Genomic DNA, 13,077 nt, shown 5'->3' with positions numbered 1-13,077 from the left:
AGCCTGTGATTGTCCTGACCAGCACCCCTTCCCTCGGCCCCCTGCTCGCCCTCGGTGCGCTGCGGTCGCCCTTCAAGAGGCCTGCGCCCAACGCGGATTTCCCCCGTACCCGGCTCGTGCTCCCCGGGCTCCGCCCCGATCTCCGGAAACTCGCCGCCTATGAACGTGTCTGCGGGTTCGGGACCGGTGACGACGGGCTGCCCGTCACCTATCCGCATGTGCTGGGGTTTCCGTTGGCGATGCGGCTGATGAGTGCGCGGGAGTTCCCGTTGCCGTTGCTGGGGCTGGTGCACACGTCGGTCGAGATCGAGCGGCGGGCGGAGCTGCCCGGTGACGCGACGTACGAACTGGCGGTGCACATCGAGAAGCTGAGTCCGCACCGGCGCGGTACGGAGGCGACGGTCGTCACCGGGATGCGGGCCGGCGGGGATGTGGTGTGGGAGTCGCGGAGCACCTATCTGGCGCGGCACGGGAGCCGGGGTGCCGGGGAGACGCCCCGGGAGACGCCGGGCGGCCCGCTCCCCGTCCTCGCCGAGTGGCACCTGGCCGGGGACGTGGGGCGGCGGTACGGGGCGGCGTCCGGGGACCGCAACCCGATTCACCTGTACCCGCTCACCGCCCGGCTGTTCGGGTTCCCGCGGGCGATCGCGCACGGGATGTGGACCGCGGCCCGCTGTCTCGCGGCGCACGGGGTGCCGACGGCGGCGACCGTGCGGGCGGAGTTCCGGGCACCGGTGCCGTTGCCGGGGACGGTCGAATACGCGGCGGAGGGCGGCCGTTTTCAATTGCGGAGCGGAGACCGGGTCCATGTGGAGGGCAGCGTAGCCCCAAGGATCTCCTGAATCTCTGCCAACGCTGTACAAAGAATATGTTTCGCCTTTCTGTGAGGCACCTGTCAGCGCCTCGCGAACCCGCAGGTGGAGAAGGCGGCCGAGGCCGGTTCCACATCGGATTCCCAGCGTGTCCAAGATGGCATAAAGGATTCCCTAATACTGCGCTTAGACAGCGTTCTTAGCCTCTGCTCACTTTCTGATCCACTGCACGAAAGGCACTGAGCATGCCTCCCGGACGCGTCGCAGTACTCGCCGACTCGGACACCCGTTGGAAATGGGGTGCGTCGGTGGCCCGGCAACTCGCCCCCGAGCACGCACTCGACGCGTACTTCCTGAGCTCCCGGTCCACTCCCACCGAACGGCAGCTCGCCGAGATCGGCATCGTGCCCGACACCCGGCGCGAGACACCCGCCGCCGGGCTGGTCGACGACGCGGAACTGGCCGACGCCGACCTGGTGGTGCTGGCGGTGGCCGGCGGCACGGTGCTGGCGCTCGTCCACAGCCTGGGACGTGCCTGGGCGGACCGGGAGCACCGGCCGGTCACGGTCAGCGGGTACGTCGGCGTGGTCTACGAGAAGATGGTCGACGGTCTGCTGACCCGGGCCGGCACGGATCTGGTACTCGCCAACTCCGGCCACGACCACCGGCGTTTCCGGTCCGTCTTCGAGAGCGTCGACGTCGACCCCGACTCGGTCGTCGAGTGCGCCCTGCCGTTCCTGTCCGGCGCCCCCTACCGGCCGTCCGCCGACCGGCCGTTCACCGTCACCTTCGCGGTCCAGCCCTCCGTGCCCAAGGACCGGCCGTCCCGGCTCGGCCTCCTGGAGCGCGCCGCCGCGCACGCCCGGCTGCACCCGGAGCGGCTGGTGCTGGTGAAGCTGCGCAGCCTGCCCGGCGAGCAGACCACCCATGTCGAGGCCGACCCCTACCAGCATCTGGTCGACTCCCTCGCCGCACCCGCCCCGGCCAACCTCCAGCTCGCCTACGGCAACATGGGCGACGTACTGGACCGTACCGACCTGCTGGTCACGGTGAGTTCGACGGCCGCCCTGGAGTCGATGCACCGGCGGATACCCACCGCGATCCTCACCGACTTCGGCGTCCGCGAGGCCCACGGCAACCACTACTTCGTGCACTCGGGCTGCCTCGCCTCCTGGGACGACATCGACGCGGGCACGCTCCCGCAGCCCGACCCGGAGTGGGCGGCGGCCCAGGGCATCGGCAAGAGCGACCCGTACGCGGCGGCCCGGGCCCGCGTCGCCGCGCTGCGCGCCGCCGGCCCGCTGCCCCCGCTGCGCCCCTACTACACGGCGCAGTCCGCCGGTATCTACCTCGGCACCATCCTCCGCCACAACGGCTTCGACGAGGAGGGCCGCCCGCTGCCCGCGCCGCTGGGCACCGCCGGTACGGGGCGGATGAAGAAGGCGGTACGACGGGTCGCCCGGCGGGGGGCCAAGAAGCTGTACCGCGTCGGTCACCAGCGGCTCGCGCCCGCCCTGCGCCGCTGGGGTGCCGTGTGAACACCGCCTCCCGGGCCGGTGTCTCATGAGCCGCACCCTCGCGCTCGTCGAGTCCCCCGCCCAGCTGCTGAACCTGCTGGAGTGGGCGCTCGGCGAGCGCGACGGGGCACCGGACCCGGCGCTCTGCGAGGTCGCGGTGCTGCTGCCCCGGGAGGCCGTCACCCGGCACCAGCTCCGGGTGACGGCGGAGTTGGCGGAGGCGGAGGGGCCGGCCGTCGGCCACTACGACATCCGCCGCGTGCCCGTCGGTTTCGCGCGGGCGGTCACGGCGCTCGGGCCGAGGCCGGCGACGGCCGACCGGCTCGTCGTGGGCGACCCGTTCTCGGGCGTGATCCAGCGGCTGCTCCCGCTCTCCCCCGCCCGTGACCTGGTCCTCGTCGACGACGGCACGGCCACGCTGGAGCTGTCCCGTGCGCTGCTCGCCGGCCGCCCGCTGGTCCGCCGGCACCATCGCGGCCGGGCCTCGCACGCGGCGGCCCGTACCGGCCGCCGGCTGACCCCCGGCGACGGACGGCGGCTGGAGGTCTTCTCCTGTCGGAGAGGCTGCGCCTGCCGCCCGGCGCCGTCGCCTCCGGCAACGCCTACACCTGGGCCCGGGACCGCTTCGGCCCGCCGCAGGTGCGGCCCGGCACGGACATGATCGGCAGCTCGCTCGCCGAGACCGGTCTGATCGGGACGGAACGCTATGCCGAGGAGGTGACGTCGATCGCCCACCAGCGCAACGTCGAGCGCTACTACGCCCACCGCCGCGAGGACCCCGACAAGCTGCGGCTGCTCGCCGAGTACGGCGAGCTGGAGATCGTACGTCCCGAACTGCCCCTGGAGCTGGAGCTGTTGCGCGGACCGGTGGCCGCCGAGCTGATCAGCCTGCCGTCGTCGGTGCTGCGGACGCTGCCGCTGGTACTGGCCGGGACGGGCGTGGAGATCACGGTCTGCGCGGAGGCCACCACATGGCTGCGGCCACGGACGTCCCAGCGGGCGGCGGCCTTCCTCGACGAGGTGACGGCTATCCGGCCGACGACGTCCTGGGACCCGCGCTGACGGACCGGGACGGGTGCGACGGGGACCACGCGCGGCCCTCCATCAGGTTGCCCAGCCCCGCCCAGGAGAAGTTCATCAGGGTCGCCGCCGCCTGGTGCGCGGTGACACCGGGGGTGGCGTTGGCCCAGGTGGCGAGGGACTCGGCCGCGCCGACCAGGGCCTCGGCAAGGCCCGCCACCTCGCCCTCCGCCAGGTCGGGATCGCGGTGCGCCTCCCGTGCGGCGACGACGATGAGCTGGGTCACGAACTCCACGATCTCCGTGCGCATCGCCGCGACCTCGGAAGCGAACCGCTCGCCGTGCGTCCGTGCCTGCAGATGCAGCACCGACCAGCCGTCGGGATGCTCGCCGGTGTGGGTGAAGAAGGCCCGCAGCCCGTCCCAGAGCTGCCGGTCGGCGGGCAGCTCGCGGTGCACACCGGCCCGTACCGCCTCGGTCAGCGCCTTCGCCTCACGGCGGATGCACGCCGTGAACAGGTCGTCCTTGGAGTTGAGGTACAGATACACCAACGGCTTGGAGACACCGGCGAGTTCGGCGATCTCGTCCATCGACGCGGCCATGTAGCCGCGCTGGCCGAAGGTCCGCACGGCAGCGTCGAGCATCTGCTGTTCCCGTACCGCGCGCGGCATCCGCTTGGTCTTCACGGTCCCCATGGAGACCCAGCCTAGTTGGGCCCGGAGGCGCGGGCGCCGCTCAGGAGGAGGTCTGGGCCTGACCCTGCGCCTGGGTCGCCTCGTCCACGGCCTCGTCCTCCTGGCTGCGGTTGGCCTCGATGTTGGCCTTCATCCGGTCGACCCGCTGCGAGACCTTGACCGAGGCGCGGTCCCGCTCCTTGCGCAGCACGACGAAGCTGATGGGCGCCGACAGGACGAGGGAGAGCAGCAGGACCCACAGGAAGTTGGAGTCGCCGAAGCCACGCGGGAACGCGCCGGCGTAGACGAGGCCCCAGACGAGGAGGAGGCAGCCCGCGAAGATACCGAGGCGCATCAGCGTGTAGCGGAGCATCTCAATCCAGTCTTCCGATGACGAAAAAGGGCACCGTCCAGTGAAGCACGGGGTGGGACCGATCTTGCACCGGGGTCTGTTCAGCCCAGCGGGAGCAGCATGGTGATGTCGTCGCGGTCGTCGCCGGGCGCGACCCGGATCGCGGCGGGGACGCGGCCGACCTCCTTGTAGCCGCAGGAGCCGTAGAAGTGCTCCAGGCCGTGGCCGCCGCGGCAGGTGAGCCGTATCGCGTCTATCCCCTCGAAGCGGCGGGCCTCGTCGGCGGCGGCCGCGAGCAGGTCCCGCCCGTGGCCCCGGCCCTGGTGCGTCGGGTGCACCATCACCGTGTACAGCCACACCCAGTGCTTCATCAGGCGGTGCGTGTTGAAGGAGAGGAACGCGGTGGCGGCCACCGCACCGGTCTCGTCCTGCCCCACGAGCAGCCGGTGCCGTCCCTCGGCCATCGCCGCCAGGTGCTTCACCAGCTCCGGCCGGATCTCCTCCGCCGTCACCGGCGCGACGAACCCTACGGCACCGCCGGCGTTCGACACGTCCGTCCACAGGCTGAGGACACCGTCGCGGAGGGTGGGGGTGACGGCGGGATCGAGGGTGAAGGTAAGGGACATGGCGGGATGGTATCTATTACACAGAGGGGCGTGCGACGACTACTCGCCATGCGGACCGAGGTGCGTGTTCGGGTGCGGGTGCGTCGTGGCTTGTCGCGCAGTTCCCCGCGCCCCTTTGGGGGCGCGGGGAACTGCGCGATCAGCCCCCACGCACCCGCACTCGAAATCGGACCGTCGGCCCCCTCACACCCGCATCGGCTGAGGGGACTCGCGACGCGCCGGGTCCGGGCCGTCGTACTCGCGAATGATCTCGTACCGCGTGTTCCGCTCCACCGGGCGGAAGCCGGCGTCGCGGATGAGGTCCAGCAGGTCCTCACGGGTCAGCTTGTTCGGCGTGCCGTAGTTGTCCGCGTCGTGGGTGATCTTGTACTCGACGACCGAGCCGTCCATGTCGTCGGCGCCGTGCTGCAGCGCCAGCTGCGCGGTCTGGACGCCGTGCATGACCCAGAAGACCTTGACGTGCGGGACGTTGTCGAACAACAACCGGGACACCGCGAAGGTCTTGAGGGCCTCCGCGCCGGTCGCCATCTGGGTGCGGGCCTGGAGGCGGTTGCGGACCTTGCCGTCCTTCATGTCCACGAAGTCGTGCTGGTAGCGCAGCGGGATGAAGACCTGGAAGCCGTTGGTCTCGTCCTGGAGCTCACGCAGGCGCAGGACGTGGTCGACGCGGTGGCGGGGCTCCTCGATGTGGCCGTAGAGCATGGTGCACGGGGTCTTCAGACCCTTCTCGTGCGCCAGGCGGTGGATCCGGGACCAGTCCTCCCAGTGGGTGCGGTGGTCCACGATGTGCTGGCGGACCTCCCAGTCGAAGATCTCCGCGCCACCGCCGGTCAGGGACTCCAGACCCGCGTCGATCAGCTCGTCGAGGATCTCGGAGGCGGACAGCCCGGAGATCGTCTCGAAGTGGTGGATCTCGGTGGCCGTGAAGGCCTTCAGGGAGACCTTCGGGAGGGCCGCCTTCAGCTCGCGCAGCGACCGCGGGTAGTAGCGCCACGGCAGGTTCGGGTGCAGGCCGTTGACGATGTGCAGCTCGGTGAGGTTCTCGCCCTCCATCGCCTTGGCGAGCCTCACCGCCTCCTCGATGCGCATCGTGTACGCGTCCTTCTCGCCCGGCTTGCGCTGGAACGAGCAGTACGCGCAGGACGCGGTGCACACGTTCGTCATGTTGAGGTGGCGGTTGACGTTGAAGTGGACGACGTCACCGTTCTTGCGCGTGCGCACCTCGTGGGCGAGGCCGCCCAGCCAGGCCAGGTCGTCCGACTCGTACAGCGCGATGCCGTCCTCGCGGGACAGCCGCTCACCGGAGCGGACCTTCTCCTCCAGCTCACGCTTGAGCCCGACGTCCATACCTCACCCTTTCTACGACAGCCTGACCAACCGTACGCCTAGACCTCTTCCGGAAGTTCCCCCACCCGGTTCTCCCACTTCGTGGACAGCACGATCGTGGTACGGGTCCGGGAGACGCCCTTCGTGCCGGACAGCCGCCGGATGGTCTTCTCCAGGCCGTCGACGTCCGTCGAGCGCACCTTGAGCATGAAGGAGTCGTCGCCGGCGATGAACCAGCAGTCCTCGATCTCCGGCAGGTCCCGCAGCCGCTGCGCCACGTCCTCGTGGTCGGCGGCGTCGGAGAGCGAGATGCCGATCAGGGCGATGACACCGAGGCCGAGCGAGGCCGCGTCGACGGTGGCGCGGTAGCCGGTGATGACGCCGGCCGCCTCCAGCCGGTTGATGCGGTCGGTGACGCTGGGTCCCGACAGTCCGACGAGGCGCCCCAGCTCCGCGTACGAGGCCCGGCCGTTCTCCCTCAGGGCCTGGATGAGCTGCCTGTCCACGGCGTCCATGCGATCGAAGCCTTCCGCTGAAAAATCCCGAAGTAGATGAGAGGTACTGCAGAGGTACAGCTACTTGCTTCCGCCGCCGAGGTCCCCTTCCCAGCGGCGGTAGAGCCGGTGCCCGACGCCCGCCGCGTCCAGCACCCGCCCGGCGACGAAGTCCACCAGGTCCTGGATGTGCGTGGCTCCCGCGTAGAACGCCGGGGAGGTGGGGACGACGACCGCCCCCAGGTCGTCCAGGGTGACCAGGTGGCGCAGGGTCTGCCCGCCCAGCGGAGTCTCGCGGACGGCCACCACGAGCGGCCGGCGCTCCTTCAGGGTGACACTGGCCGCCCGCTGCAGCAGGTCCTTGGAGAGTCCGAGCGCGACCCCGGCGACGGCGGCGGTGGACGCCGGCACGATCAGCATGCCCTTGGTCCGGTACGACCCGGAGGACGGCCCGGCGGCCAGGTCCCCCGCGTTCCAGTACCGCACCCGTGCCAGGTCCGCCTCGAAGGTCCCCGGCTTGCCGTCGGCGCCCCGCGCCAGCCATTCCCCCAGGTCGTCCCGCCAGTGGGCGTCCCGGAAGGAGATCCCGGTCTCGTCCAGCAGGGTGAGACGCGAGGCCCGGGAGACCACCAGGTCGACGCTCTCCCCGGCGGCCAGCAGGGCACGCAGCACAGCGGCGGCATACGGCGTACCGGACGCCCCGGACACCCCCACGATCCAAGGCACGCGCTGCGTTTCTCCTGCGTTCACATCTTGAGCGTACCGGTGCGGGTGGGAGGGCTCAGGATCGGTCGGGCGCCTTCGGGTCGACGGGAAGACCGGAGGTGGACAGGGTGAGCTTGCCGAGCGTCGAGGCGACGATCAGTTCGGGGCCGTAGGGAAGGGTGTCCCGGCCCGCATAGCCGTTGGGGCCAGGGTTCCAGAGTGTGAGGACATGCCCCTGGAGGGGATCGAAAATCAGGTAGTTGGCGATACCGCGCGAGGCGTACCAGCGCGATGTGACCTCGTAGTCCCGGCGGATACTGCCCTTGGACACGACCTCGACCACCAGCTCGATGAGATCGGGCGGGTAGGCGCCCTCGTTCTTCGACACCTCCGCGGCCGGGATGATCGCCAGGTCGGGGCAGAACTCGTTGTCCTCGTCGAAGGGGAAGGCGACGTCGCTGGTGAAGCCCCACTCTTCGGCCACCTGCTCACGGAGGGCATTCCACACCAGTCGGATGGTCTCCGCATGGTGAGGCTTGACCGGACTCATCACGACGTTGCCCTCGACAATCTCCATGTGATAGCCGGGGAACATGTCCTCGAACCGGCTGAGCTGCGAGTGCAGGCGGTCAAGGTCCGAGACGGTCACGGTGGCCTCCCTGGTGTCCTGTCCTCGATGGTAGGCCGCACCGTACTCAGACGCTCAGACCCCGAGCCAGAAGATCCAGCAGCGCGCACACGAACAGGGCAATCCCGATGAACCCGTTGACGCTGAAGAAGGCGCGGTTGAGACGGGAGAGGTCGTGGGGGCGGACGATGGAGTGTTCGTAGAGGAAGGCCCCGGCCACGATCACCAGGCCCAGCCAGAAGAAGGCGCCGGCGTCGGTGGCGATCGCGTACCAGACGAACAGGGCCGTGACCATCGCGTGGCAGACCCGCGCGCCCCAGATCGCCGCCGGGATGCCGAAGCGGGCCGGGACCGACATGACGCCGATCTCGCGGTCGGTCGTCACGTCCTGGCAGGCGTAGATCAGGTCGAAGCCGCCGATCCAGATGCCGACGGCGAGGCCGAGGATCACCGCGTCCCAGGACCACTCGCCGGTGATCGCCAGCCAGCCGCCGATCGGGCCCATGGCCTGGGCGAGGCCGAGGATCGCCTGGGGGAAGTTCGTGAACCGCTTGCCGTAGGGATAGACGACCATCGGGATCACGGCGACCGGGGCCAGGGCCAGGCAGAGGGGGTTGAGCAGGGCCGCCGAGCCGAGGAAGACCGCGACCGCGATCAGCGCACCGGTCCAGGCGTGCTTCACGCTCATCGCGCCGGTGACCAGTTCACGGTGGGCGGTGCGCGGGTTCCGGGCGTCGATCTCGCGGTCGATGATCCGGTTGACGGCCATGGCGAAGGTGCGCAGGCCGACCATGCAGATCGTGACCAGGAGCAGCCGCCCCCAGTGGATGTTCCGGTCCAGCTCGAACATCGCGGTCAGCGCGGCGATGTACGCGAAGGGCAGGGCGAAGACCGAGTGCTCGATCATCACCAGGCGCAGGAAGGCTTTCGTCCGTCCCGGCTGCGGGAGGGCTGCGGAGGCGGAGCTCACAGGCCGTACTCCTTCCAGCGGCGGTCCACGAGGGCCGCCGTATCCGGGTCCGACAGGACCATGTCCGGCCAGCCCCCGTCCCGGGTGTAGCCCTCCTCGGGCCACTTCTTCGTCGCGTCGATGCCCGCCTTGCCGCCCCAGAACTGCTGGTAGGAGGCGTGGTCGAGGTGGTCGACGGGGCCTTCCACGACGGTGAGGTCGCGGGCGTAGTCGGTGTTGCCGAGGGCCCGCCAGGAGACCTCGTGCAGGTCGTGGACGTCGCAGTCGGAGTCGACGACCACGATCAGCTTGGTGAGCGACATCATGTGCGCCCCCCAGATCGCGTGCATGACCTTCTGCGCGTGCTTCGGGTACTTCTTGTCGATCGAGACGATCGCACAGTTGTGGAAACCGCCGGACTCGGGGAGGTGGTAGTCCACGATGTCCGGGACGATGATCTTCAGGAGGGGCAGGAAGAAGCGTTCCGTGGCGCGGCCCAGGGGACCGTCCTCCGTCGGGGGGCGGCCGACGACGATCGACTGGAGCAGCGGGCGCTTCCGCATCGTCACACAGTCGATCTTCAGGGCCGGGAAGGGCTCCTGCGGGGTGTAGAAGCCGGTGTGGTCGCCGAAGGGGCCCTCGGGCAGCATCTCGCCGGGCTCCAGCCAGCCCTCCAGGACGACCTCGGCCTGCGCCGGGACCTGGAGCGGGACCGTCTTGCAGTCGACCATCTCGATCCGCTTGCCCGCGATGAACCCGGCGAAGAGGTACTCGTCGATGTCACCGGGGAGCGGGGCCGTGGAGGCGTAGGTCACGGCGGGCGGGCAGCCGAAGGCGATCGCGACCGGGAGGCGTTCACCGCGCCGGGCCGCCACCTGGTAGTGGTTGCGGCTGTCCTTGTGGATCTGCCAGTGCATGCCGATGGTGCGCCTGTCGTGGCGCTGGAGCCGGTAGAGGCCGAGGTTGCGGATGCCGGACTCGGGGTCCTTGGTGTGGGTCAGGCCCAGGTTGAAGAAGGAGCCGCCGTCCTGCGGCCAGGTGAAGAGGGCCGGGAGCTGCTCCAGGTCGACCTCGTCGCCCTGCAGCACGACCTCCTGCACCGGCGCGTTGTCGGACTTCACCTTCTTCGGCGGTACGTGCGCCATCGCGCCGAGCTTGCCGAAGGCCTCGCGCACCCCGACGAAGCCGTGCGGCAGCTCGGGGCGGAGCAGCCCGCCGATCTTCTCGGAGATCTCGCCGTACGACTTCAGGCCGAGGGCCTTGAGCAGCCGCCGGTCGGTGCCGAACACGTTCATCGCGAGGGGCATCGCGGAGCCCTTCACGTTCTCGAAGAGCAGCGCCGGTCCGCCGGACTTCTGGACCCGGTCGACGATCTCCCCGACCTCCAGATACGGGTCGACCTCGGCCTTGACACGCTTGAGGTCTCCCTCGCGCTCCAGTGCCCTGAGCAGGGAGCGAAGATCGTCGTAAGCCATGTGTCCCAGTATCGGCCACCCGGGGTCCGACCCCGGTCACCGCCCCCTGCGATACTCGTCGGCCGTGAGAGGTCATCGCCGGATACCGCTGCTCGCCCTGCTGCTCGTGCTCGCCGCCTGTGCGCCCCGGCAGGAGGCCGGCGGCTCCGCCGTCTCCCCGCTGACCCGCGTCCCGGTCGCCGAGCGGAAGGCGGCGCCCGACCTGTCGGGCAGCAGCCTGGACGGCGGCACGGTCAGCCTCGCGGAGTACCGGGGCAAGGTCGTCGTCCTGAACGTGTGGGCGTCCTGGTGCGGCCCCTGCCGGGCCGAGGCACCGGAACTGTCCAAGGCGCAGCAGGAGTTGGCGGCCAAGGGCGTCCAGGTGCTGGGCGTGGACACGGAGGCCCGGCGGGACAGCGGACGGGCGTTCCAGCGGGAGCACGGGCTGGTCTACCCGAGCCTGCACGACCCCGGCAGCCGCAAGCTCGTCCGGTTCCCGAAGGGGTATCTGCCGCAGGCGCTGCCGTACACCCTGTTCATCGACCGCGACGGGAGGATCGCCGCGAAGTACCTGAGCCCGCTGAATGGGGCCGAGGTCCGCGCCATCGTCCGGCCGCTGCTCGCGGAGCAGGCCGCGAAGTCCTGACCAACCCCCGGTACTAACCCCCGGTGCTCTCCAGGCACTTGGCGTGCGCCGCGATCGGCGTCACCAGATGGCTCAGGTCCAGCAGCACCGTGTCCAGGGCGGTCACGGAGTTCGCCACCGAGACCTCCACGGCCGGGCTGCGGCCGAAGGTGACCAGGTCCTTGCGGGCGCCGTCCCCGGCCCGCTCCCGCCACACCCAGTCCACGCCGTCCACGCTGACGCAGGCGTCCGTCGTCGGGCCCGGCGGGTTCACCCCGCAGCGCAGCTCCACCTCGCCGTGGCCCCAGACCGCGAGTCCCGCGAAGGTCACCCGGTCCCGGTCGGCGCCGCCGAGGCGGTCGGGGTAGCGGTCGGCGAGCCGCGCGCAGGCCGGGTCCCCGGCCCGTGGGCCCTGTGCCAGGCCGAACACCGGCGAGTCCAGTTCGCCCGCCACCAGTCCGGCACCCGCCAGCAGGCCGGCCACCGCCACACCCACCGCGGCCCGGCCCCTGCGGGACCACCCGCGCACCCTCACCGCTCCCCCTCCCGCCCGAAGGCACCCATCATGCCCGTGCCCCCGGTCACGGACCCCACCCACCCGCTACCCTGGCCGCCATGCTCAGGTATCTGCCTTTCCTGCTGGTCCTCGCGCTGTGGATCTACGCCTTCGTGGACTGCCTGAACACCCCCGAGGACGAGGTCCGCGGGATGCCGAAACTGGCGTGGGTCTTCGTCATCCTGCTGTTCGGGGAGGTCCTGGTCGGCCCGGTGGCCTGGCTGGTCGCGGGCCGGAGCCGGCAGCCGCGGGAGCGGTGGGTCGCGCCGGACGACAACCCGGAGTTCCTGAAGTCCCTGAAGCCTGACGACCCGCGCACCGACTGACACCGGCCGCGGGCCACTACAGCAGCACCCTGACCTGGGCGGCGACGGGGTTGGTGTCGTTGACACCGGCCTCCTGGGTGCCGTCGACATACAGGACCAGCTGGTTGCGGCCGCCCTCGTAGACACCGACCAGGTGGGTCCAGACCCCCGGCTCGGGGACGGAGTACGACAGGGCGCGGGTCACCGGGCTCCAGAGCTGCCACGATCCCTCCCGCGCCACCGACTCCCGCAAACCCGGTCAGCATAGGGCGGGCCCGATGCCGAGGATGACCAAATCCCGTCCCCGTCCGGCAAGTTGCCCCCTGGTCTGCCCTCAAGGACACCGTGTCAACCGAGCGTGGTGCGCGGGCGTACGACGGAGGTTGCAGCCGTCCCCGGAACTCAAACCCCCACGGGACGCGCCGCCCCCGGTCCGGCGCCTACGTTCCCGGTGTACCGAGGGCCGGCCGGCACGGGGGCGGCCCGACACGAAGGGGGAACACCATGTCCGTTCGAAAGCGGACCGCCGCCGTCGTCCTCGCGACGGCCCTCGCGGGCGGGGTGGCGGCAAGCACGGCACCGGCGTCGGCGAGCACGTCCCAGGGCTACGTCACGATGGGCTCCGGCCCGATCACCGGCGACTGGGGCGACGAGGGCACCCTCAGCACCTCCTCGCACGCCCACAGCAGCGCGACGGCACTGTGGCAGGCGGTGCTCTTCGCCGACGGCTTCCTGAACGCCCGCGACATCGACTGCCGGTTCGGCGCCAGGACGAAGACCGCGACCAAGATGTTCCAGGACTACTACCACCTGGCCGTGGACGGCATCGCCGGCAAGAAGAGCTTCTCCAGCGCCGACAACCGCCTCGTCCACGACTACTACAGCGGCCACTACGAGGTCGCCTACTACAAGGGCATCGCCCGCAAGGTCTGGTTCAAGATCAACCTCAACAACGGCCGCTACGAGGTCCGCAAGTCGACGAGCATCGGCTACAAGGACGCCTCGTACACCAAGGCGGCGGCCTGCGGCTGACGG

At 70.5% G+C, this 13,077-nt stretch carries 18 protein-coding genes; 7 read left to right on the top strand and 11 right to left on the bottom strand.

From position 1 onward, the window contains the following. Positions 1-5: 5 nt before the first annotated feature. From ACFZDK_RS00580 to ACFZDK_RS00565, 4 genes are all read left to right on the top strand, one after another. Positions 6-842, top strand: a complete 837-nt coding sequence (locus ACFZDK_RS00580) for a MaoC/PaaZ C-terminal domain-containing protein (protein WP_390968391.1) — start codon at positions 6-8, stop codon at positions 840-842. A gap of 215 nt (positions 843-1,057) precedes the next feature. Further along, positions 1,058-2,350: a DUF6716 putative glycosyltransferase gene (locus tag ACFZDK_RS00575; RefSeq protein WP_390968389.1), complete on the top strand. Its 1,293-nt coding sequence runs from the start codon at positions 1,058-1,060 to the stop codon at positions 2,348-2,350. 25 nt (positions 2,351-2,375) lie between these two features. Further along, positions 2,376-2,990, top strand: coding sequence for a hypothetical protein (locus ACFZDK_RS00570; RefSeq protein WP_390968388.1), 615 nt, complete (start codon positions 2,376-2,378; stop codon positions 2,988-2,990). Next, entirely contained in the window at positions 2,987-3,391 is a 405-nt protein-coding gene (locus ACFZDK_RS00565) for a hypothetical protein (RefSeq protein ID WP_390968386.1), read from the top strand. The genes ACFZDK_RS00570 and ACFZDK_RS00565 overlap by 4 nt, the downstream gene beginning before the upstream one ends. Here ACFZDK_RS00565 and ACFZDK_RS00560 read toward each other — a convergent pair. From ACFZDK_RS00560 to ACFZDK_RS00520, 9 genes are all read right to left on the bottom strand, one after another. Next, positions 3,357-4,043, bottom strand: a complete 687-nt coding sequence (locus ACFZDK_RS00560; protein ID WP_365692613.1) for a TetR/AcrR family transcriptional regulator — start codon at positions 4,041-4,043, stop codon at positions 3,357-3,359. The genes ACFZDK_RS00565 and ACFZDK_RS00560 overlap by 35 nt on opposite strands. Positions 4,044-4,083: 40 nt before the next feature. Beyond that, complete coding sequence (locus tag ACFZDK_RS00555) at positions 4,084-4,395, bottom strand: DUF4229 domain-containing protein (protein WP_390968384.1); 312 nt, start codon at positions 4,393-4,395, stop codon at positions 4,084-4,086. A gap of 80 nt (positions 4,396-4,475) precedes the next feature. Continuing rightward, on the bottom strand, positions 4,476-5,000 hold the full coding sequence (locus ACFZDK_RS00550) for a GNAT family N-acetyltransferase (RefSeq protein WP_390968382.1): 525 nt from the start codon (positions 4,998-5,000) through the stop codon (positions 4,476-4,478). 183 nt (positions 5,001-5,183) lie between these two features. Then, a complete protein-coding gene (mqnE, locus tag ACFZDK_RS00545; protein WP_390968380.1) occupies positions 5,184-6,347 on the bottom strand; it encodes an aminofutalosine synthase MqnE in 1,164 nt (387 codons plus the stop codon). A gap of 38 nt (positions 6,348-6,385) precedes the next feature. Next, positions 6,386-6,841 (bottom strand): Lrp/AsnC family transcriptional regulator, encoded by a 456-nt coding sequence (locus ACFZDK_RS00540; RefSeq protein ID WP_132787112.1) that lies wholly within the window; start codon positions 6,839-6,841, stop codon positions 6,386-6,388. Between the two features lie 60 nt (positions 6,842-6,901). Further along, positions 6,902-7,546 (bottom strand): UbiX family flavin prenyltransferase, encoded by a 645-nt coding sequence (locus ACFZDK_RS00535; RefSeq protein WP_390968379.1) that lies wholly within the window; start codon positions 7,544-7,546, stop codon positions 6,902-6,904. A gap of 55 nt (positions 7,547-7,601) precedes the next feature. Beyond that, positions 7,602-8,174, bottom strand: a complete 573-nt coding sequence (locus ACFZDK_RS00530) for a Uma2 family endonuclease (protein WP_390968377.1) — start codon at positions 8,172-8,174, stop codon at positions 7,602-7,604. Between the two features lie 46 nt (positions 8,175-8,220). Then, the gene (mqnP, locus tag ACFZDK_RS00525) at positions 8,221-9,123 is read right to left on the bottom strand and encodes a menaquinone biosynthesis prenyltransferase MqnP (RefSeq protein ID WP_390968376.1); all 903 of its coding nucleotides are present in this window, start codon (positions 9,121-9,123) and stop codon (positions 8,221-8,223) included. Continuing rightward, the gene (locus tag ACFZDK_RS00520; protein WP_390968374.1) at positions 9,120-10,577 is read right to left on the bottom strand and encodes a menaquinone biosynthesis decarboxylase; all 1,458 of its coding nucleotides are present in this window, start codon (positions 10,575-10,577) and stop codon (positions 9,120-9,122) included. Before ACFZDK_RS00520 ends, mqnP begins: the two co-directional genes overlap by 4 nt. Before the next feature lie 64 nt (positions 10,578-10,641). On the opposite strand from ACFZDK_RS00520, the gene ACFZDK_RS00515 reads away from it, so the two are divergent. Beyond that, positions 10,642-11,202, top strand: coding sequence for a redoxin domain-containing protein (locus ACFZDK_RS00515; RefSeq protein ID WP_390968372.1), 561 nt, complete (start codon positions 10,642-10,644; stop codon positions 11,200-11,202). Positions 11,203-11,215: 13 nt separating this feature from the next. Here the strand turns inward: ACFZDK_RS00515 and ACFZDK_RS00510 are convergent, their stop codons facing one another. Continuing rightward, positions 11,216-11,710 (bottom strand): DUF3515 family protein, encoded by a 495-nt coding sequence (locus tag ACFZDK_RS00510; protein ID WP_390968371.1) that lies wholly within the window; start codon positions 11,708-11,710, stop codon positions 11,216-11,218. Positions 11,711-11,796: 86 nt separating this feature from the next. On the opposite strand from ACFZDK_RS00510, the gene ACFZDK_RS00505 reads away from it, so the two are divergent. Continuing rightward, positions 11,797-12,063, top strand: a complete 267-nt coding sequence (locus ACFZDK_RS00505) for a PLD nuclease N-terminal domain-containing protein (RefSeq protein ID WP_365692644.1) — start codon at positions 11,797-11,799, stop codon at positions 12,061-12,063. 16 nt (positions 12,064-12,079) lie between these two features. Here the strand turns inward: ACFZDK_RS00505 and ACFZDK_RS00500 are convergent, their stop codons facing one another. Beyond that, a complete protein-coding gene (locus tag ACFZDK_RS00500) occupies positions 12,080-12,295 on the bottom strand; it encodes a LamG-like jellyroll fold domain-containing protein (RefSeq protein WP_390968369.1) in 216 nt (71 codons plus the stop codon). Between the two features lie 251 nt (positions 12,296-12,546). Between ACFZDK_RS00500 and ACFZDK_RS00495 the strand changes: the two genes are divergently transcribed. After that, positions 12,547-13,074 carry a peptidoglycan-binding protein gene (locus ACFZDK_RS00495; protein ID WP_390968368.1) on the top strand — a complete coding sequence of 176 codons (528 nt, stop codon included), beginning with the start codon at positions 12,547-12,549 and terminating at the stop codon, positions 13,072-13,074. The last annotated feature ends 3 nt before the right edge of the window (positions 13,075-13,077 follow it).

Origin of the sequence: Streptomyces sp. NPDC007901, assembly GCF_042959465.1 — a bacterium.
Taxonomy (GTDB): Bacteria; Actinomycetota; Actinomycetes; order Streptomycetales; family Streptomycetaceae; genus Streptomyces.
This window is presented reverse-complemented; position numbering and strand designations above follow the sequence as displayed.

Bases quoted from the DNA above. Each gene is read 5' to 3' on its own strand.
- ACFZDK_RS00575 (WP_390968389.1), top strand. From the start codon at position 1,058: ATGCCTCCCGGACGCGTCGCAGTACTCGCCGACTCGGACACCCGTTGG.
- ACFZDK_RS00570 (WP_390968388.1), top strand. From the start codon at position 2,376: ATGAGCCGCACCCTCGCGCTCGTCGAGTCCCCCGCCCAGCTGCTGAAC.
- ACFZDK_RS00565 (WP_390968386.1), top strand. From the start codon at position 2,987: ATGATCGGCAGCTCGCTCGCCGAGACCGGTCTGATCGGGACGGAACGC.
- ACFZDK_RS00560 (WP_365692613.1), bottom strand. From the start codon at position 4,043: ATGGGGACCGTGAAGACCAAGCGGATGCCGCGCGCGGTACGGGAACAG.
- ACFZDK_RS00555 (WP_390968384.1), bottom strand. From the start codon at position 4,395: ATGCTCCGCTACACGCTGATGCGCCTCGGTATCTTCGCGGGCTGCCTC.
- ACFZDK_RS00550 (WP_390968382.1), bottom strand. From the start codon at position 5,000: ATGTCCCTTACCTTCACCCTCGATCCCGCCGTCACCCCCACCCTCCGC.
- mqnE (WP_390968380.1), bottom strand. From the start codon at position 6,347: ATGGACGTCGGGCTCAAGCGTGAGCTGGAGGAGAAGGTCCGCTCCGGT.
- ACFZDK_RS00540 (WP_132787112.1), bottom strand. From the start codon at position 6,841: ATGGACGCCGTGGACAGGCAGCTCATCCAGGCCCTGAGGGAGAACGGC.
- ACFZDK_RS00520 (WP_390968374.1), bottom strand. From the start codon at position 10,577: ATGGCTTACGACGATCTTCGCTCCCTGCTCAGGGCACTGGAGCGCGAG.
- ACFZDK_RS00505 (WP_365692644.1), top strand. From the start codon at position 11,797: ATGCTCAGGTATCTGCCTTTCCTGCTGGTCCTCGCGCTGTGGATCTAC.
- ACFZDK_RS00495 (WP_390968368.1), top strand. From the start codon at position 12,547: ATGTCCGTTCGAAAGCGGACCGCCGCCGTCGTCCTCGCGACGGCCCTC.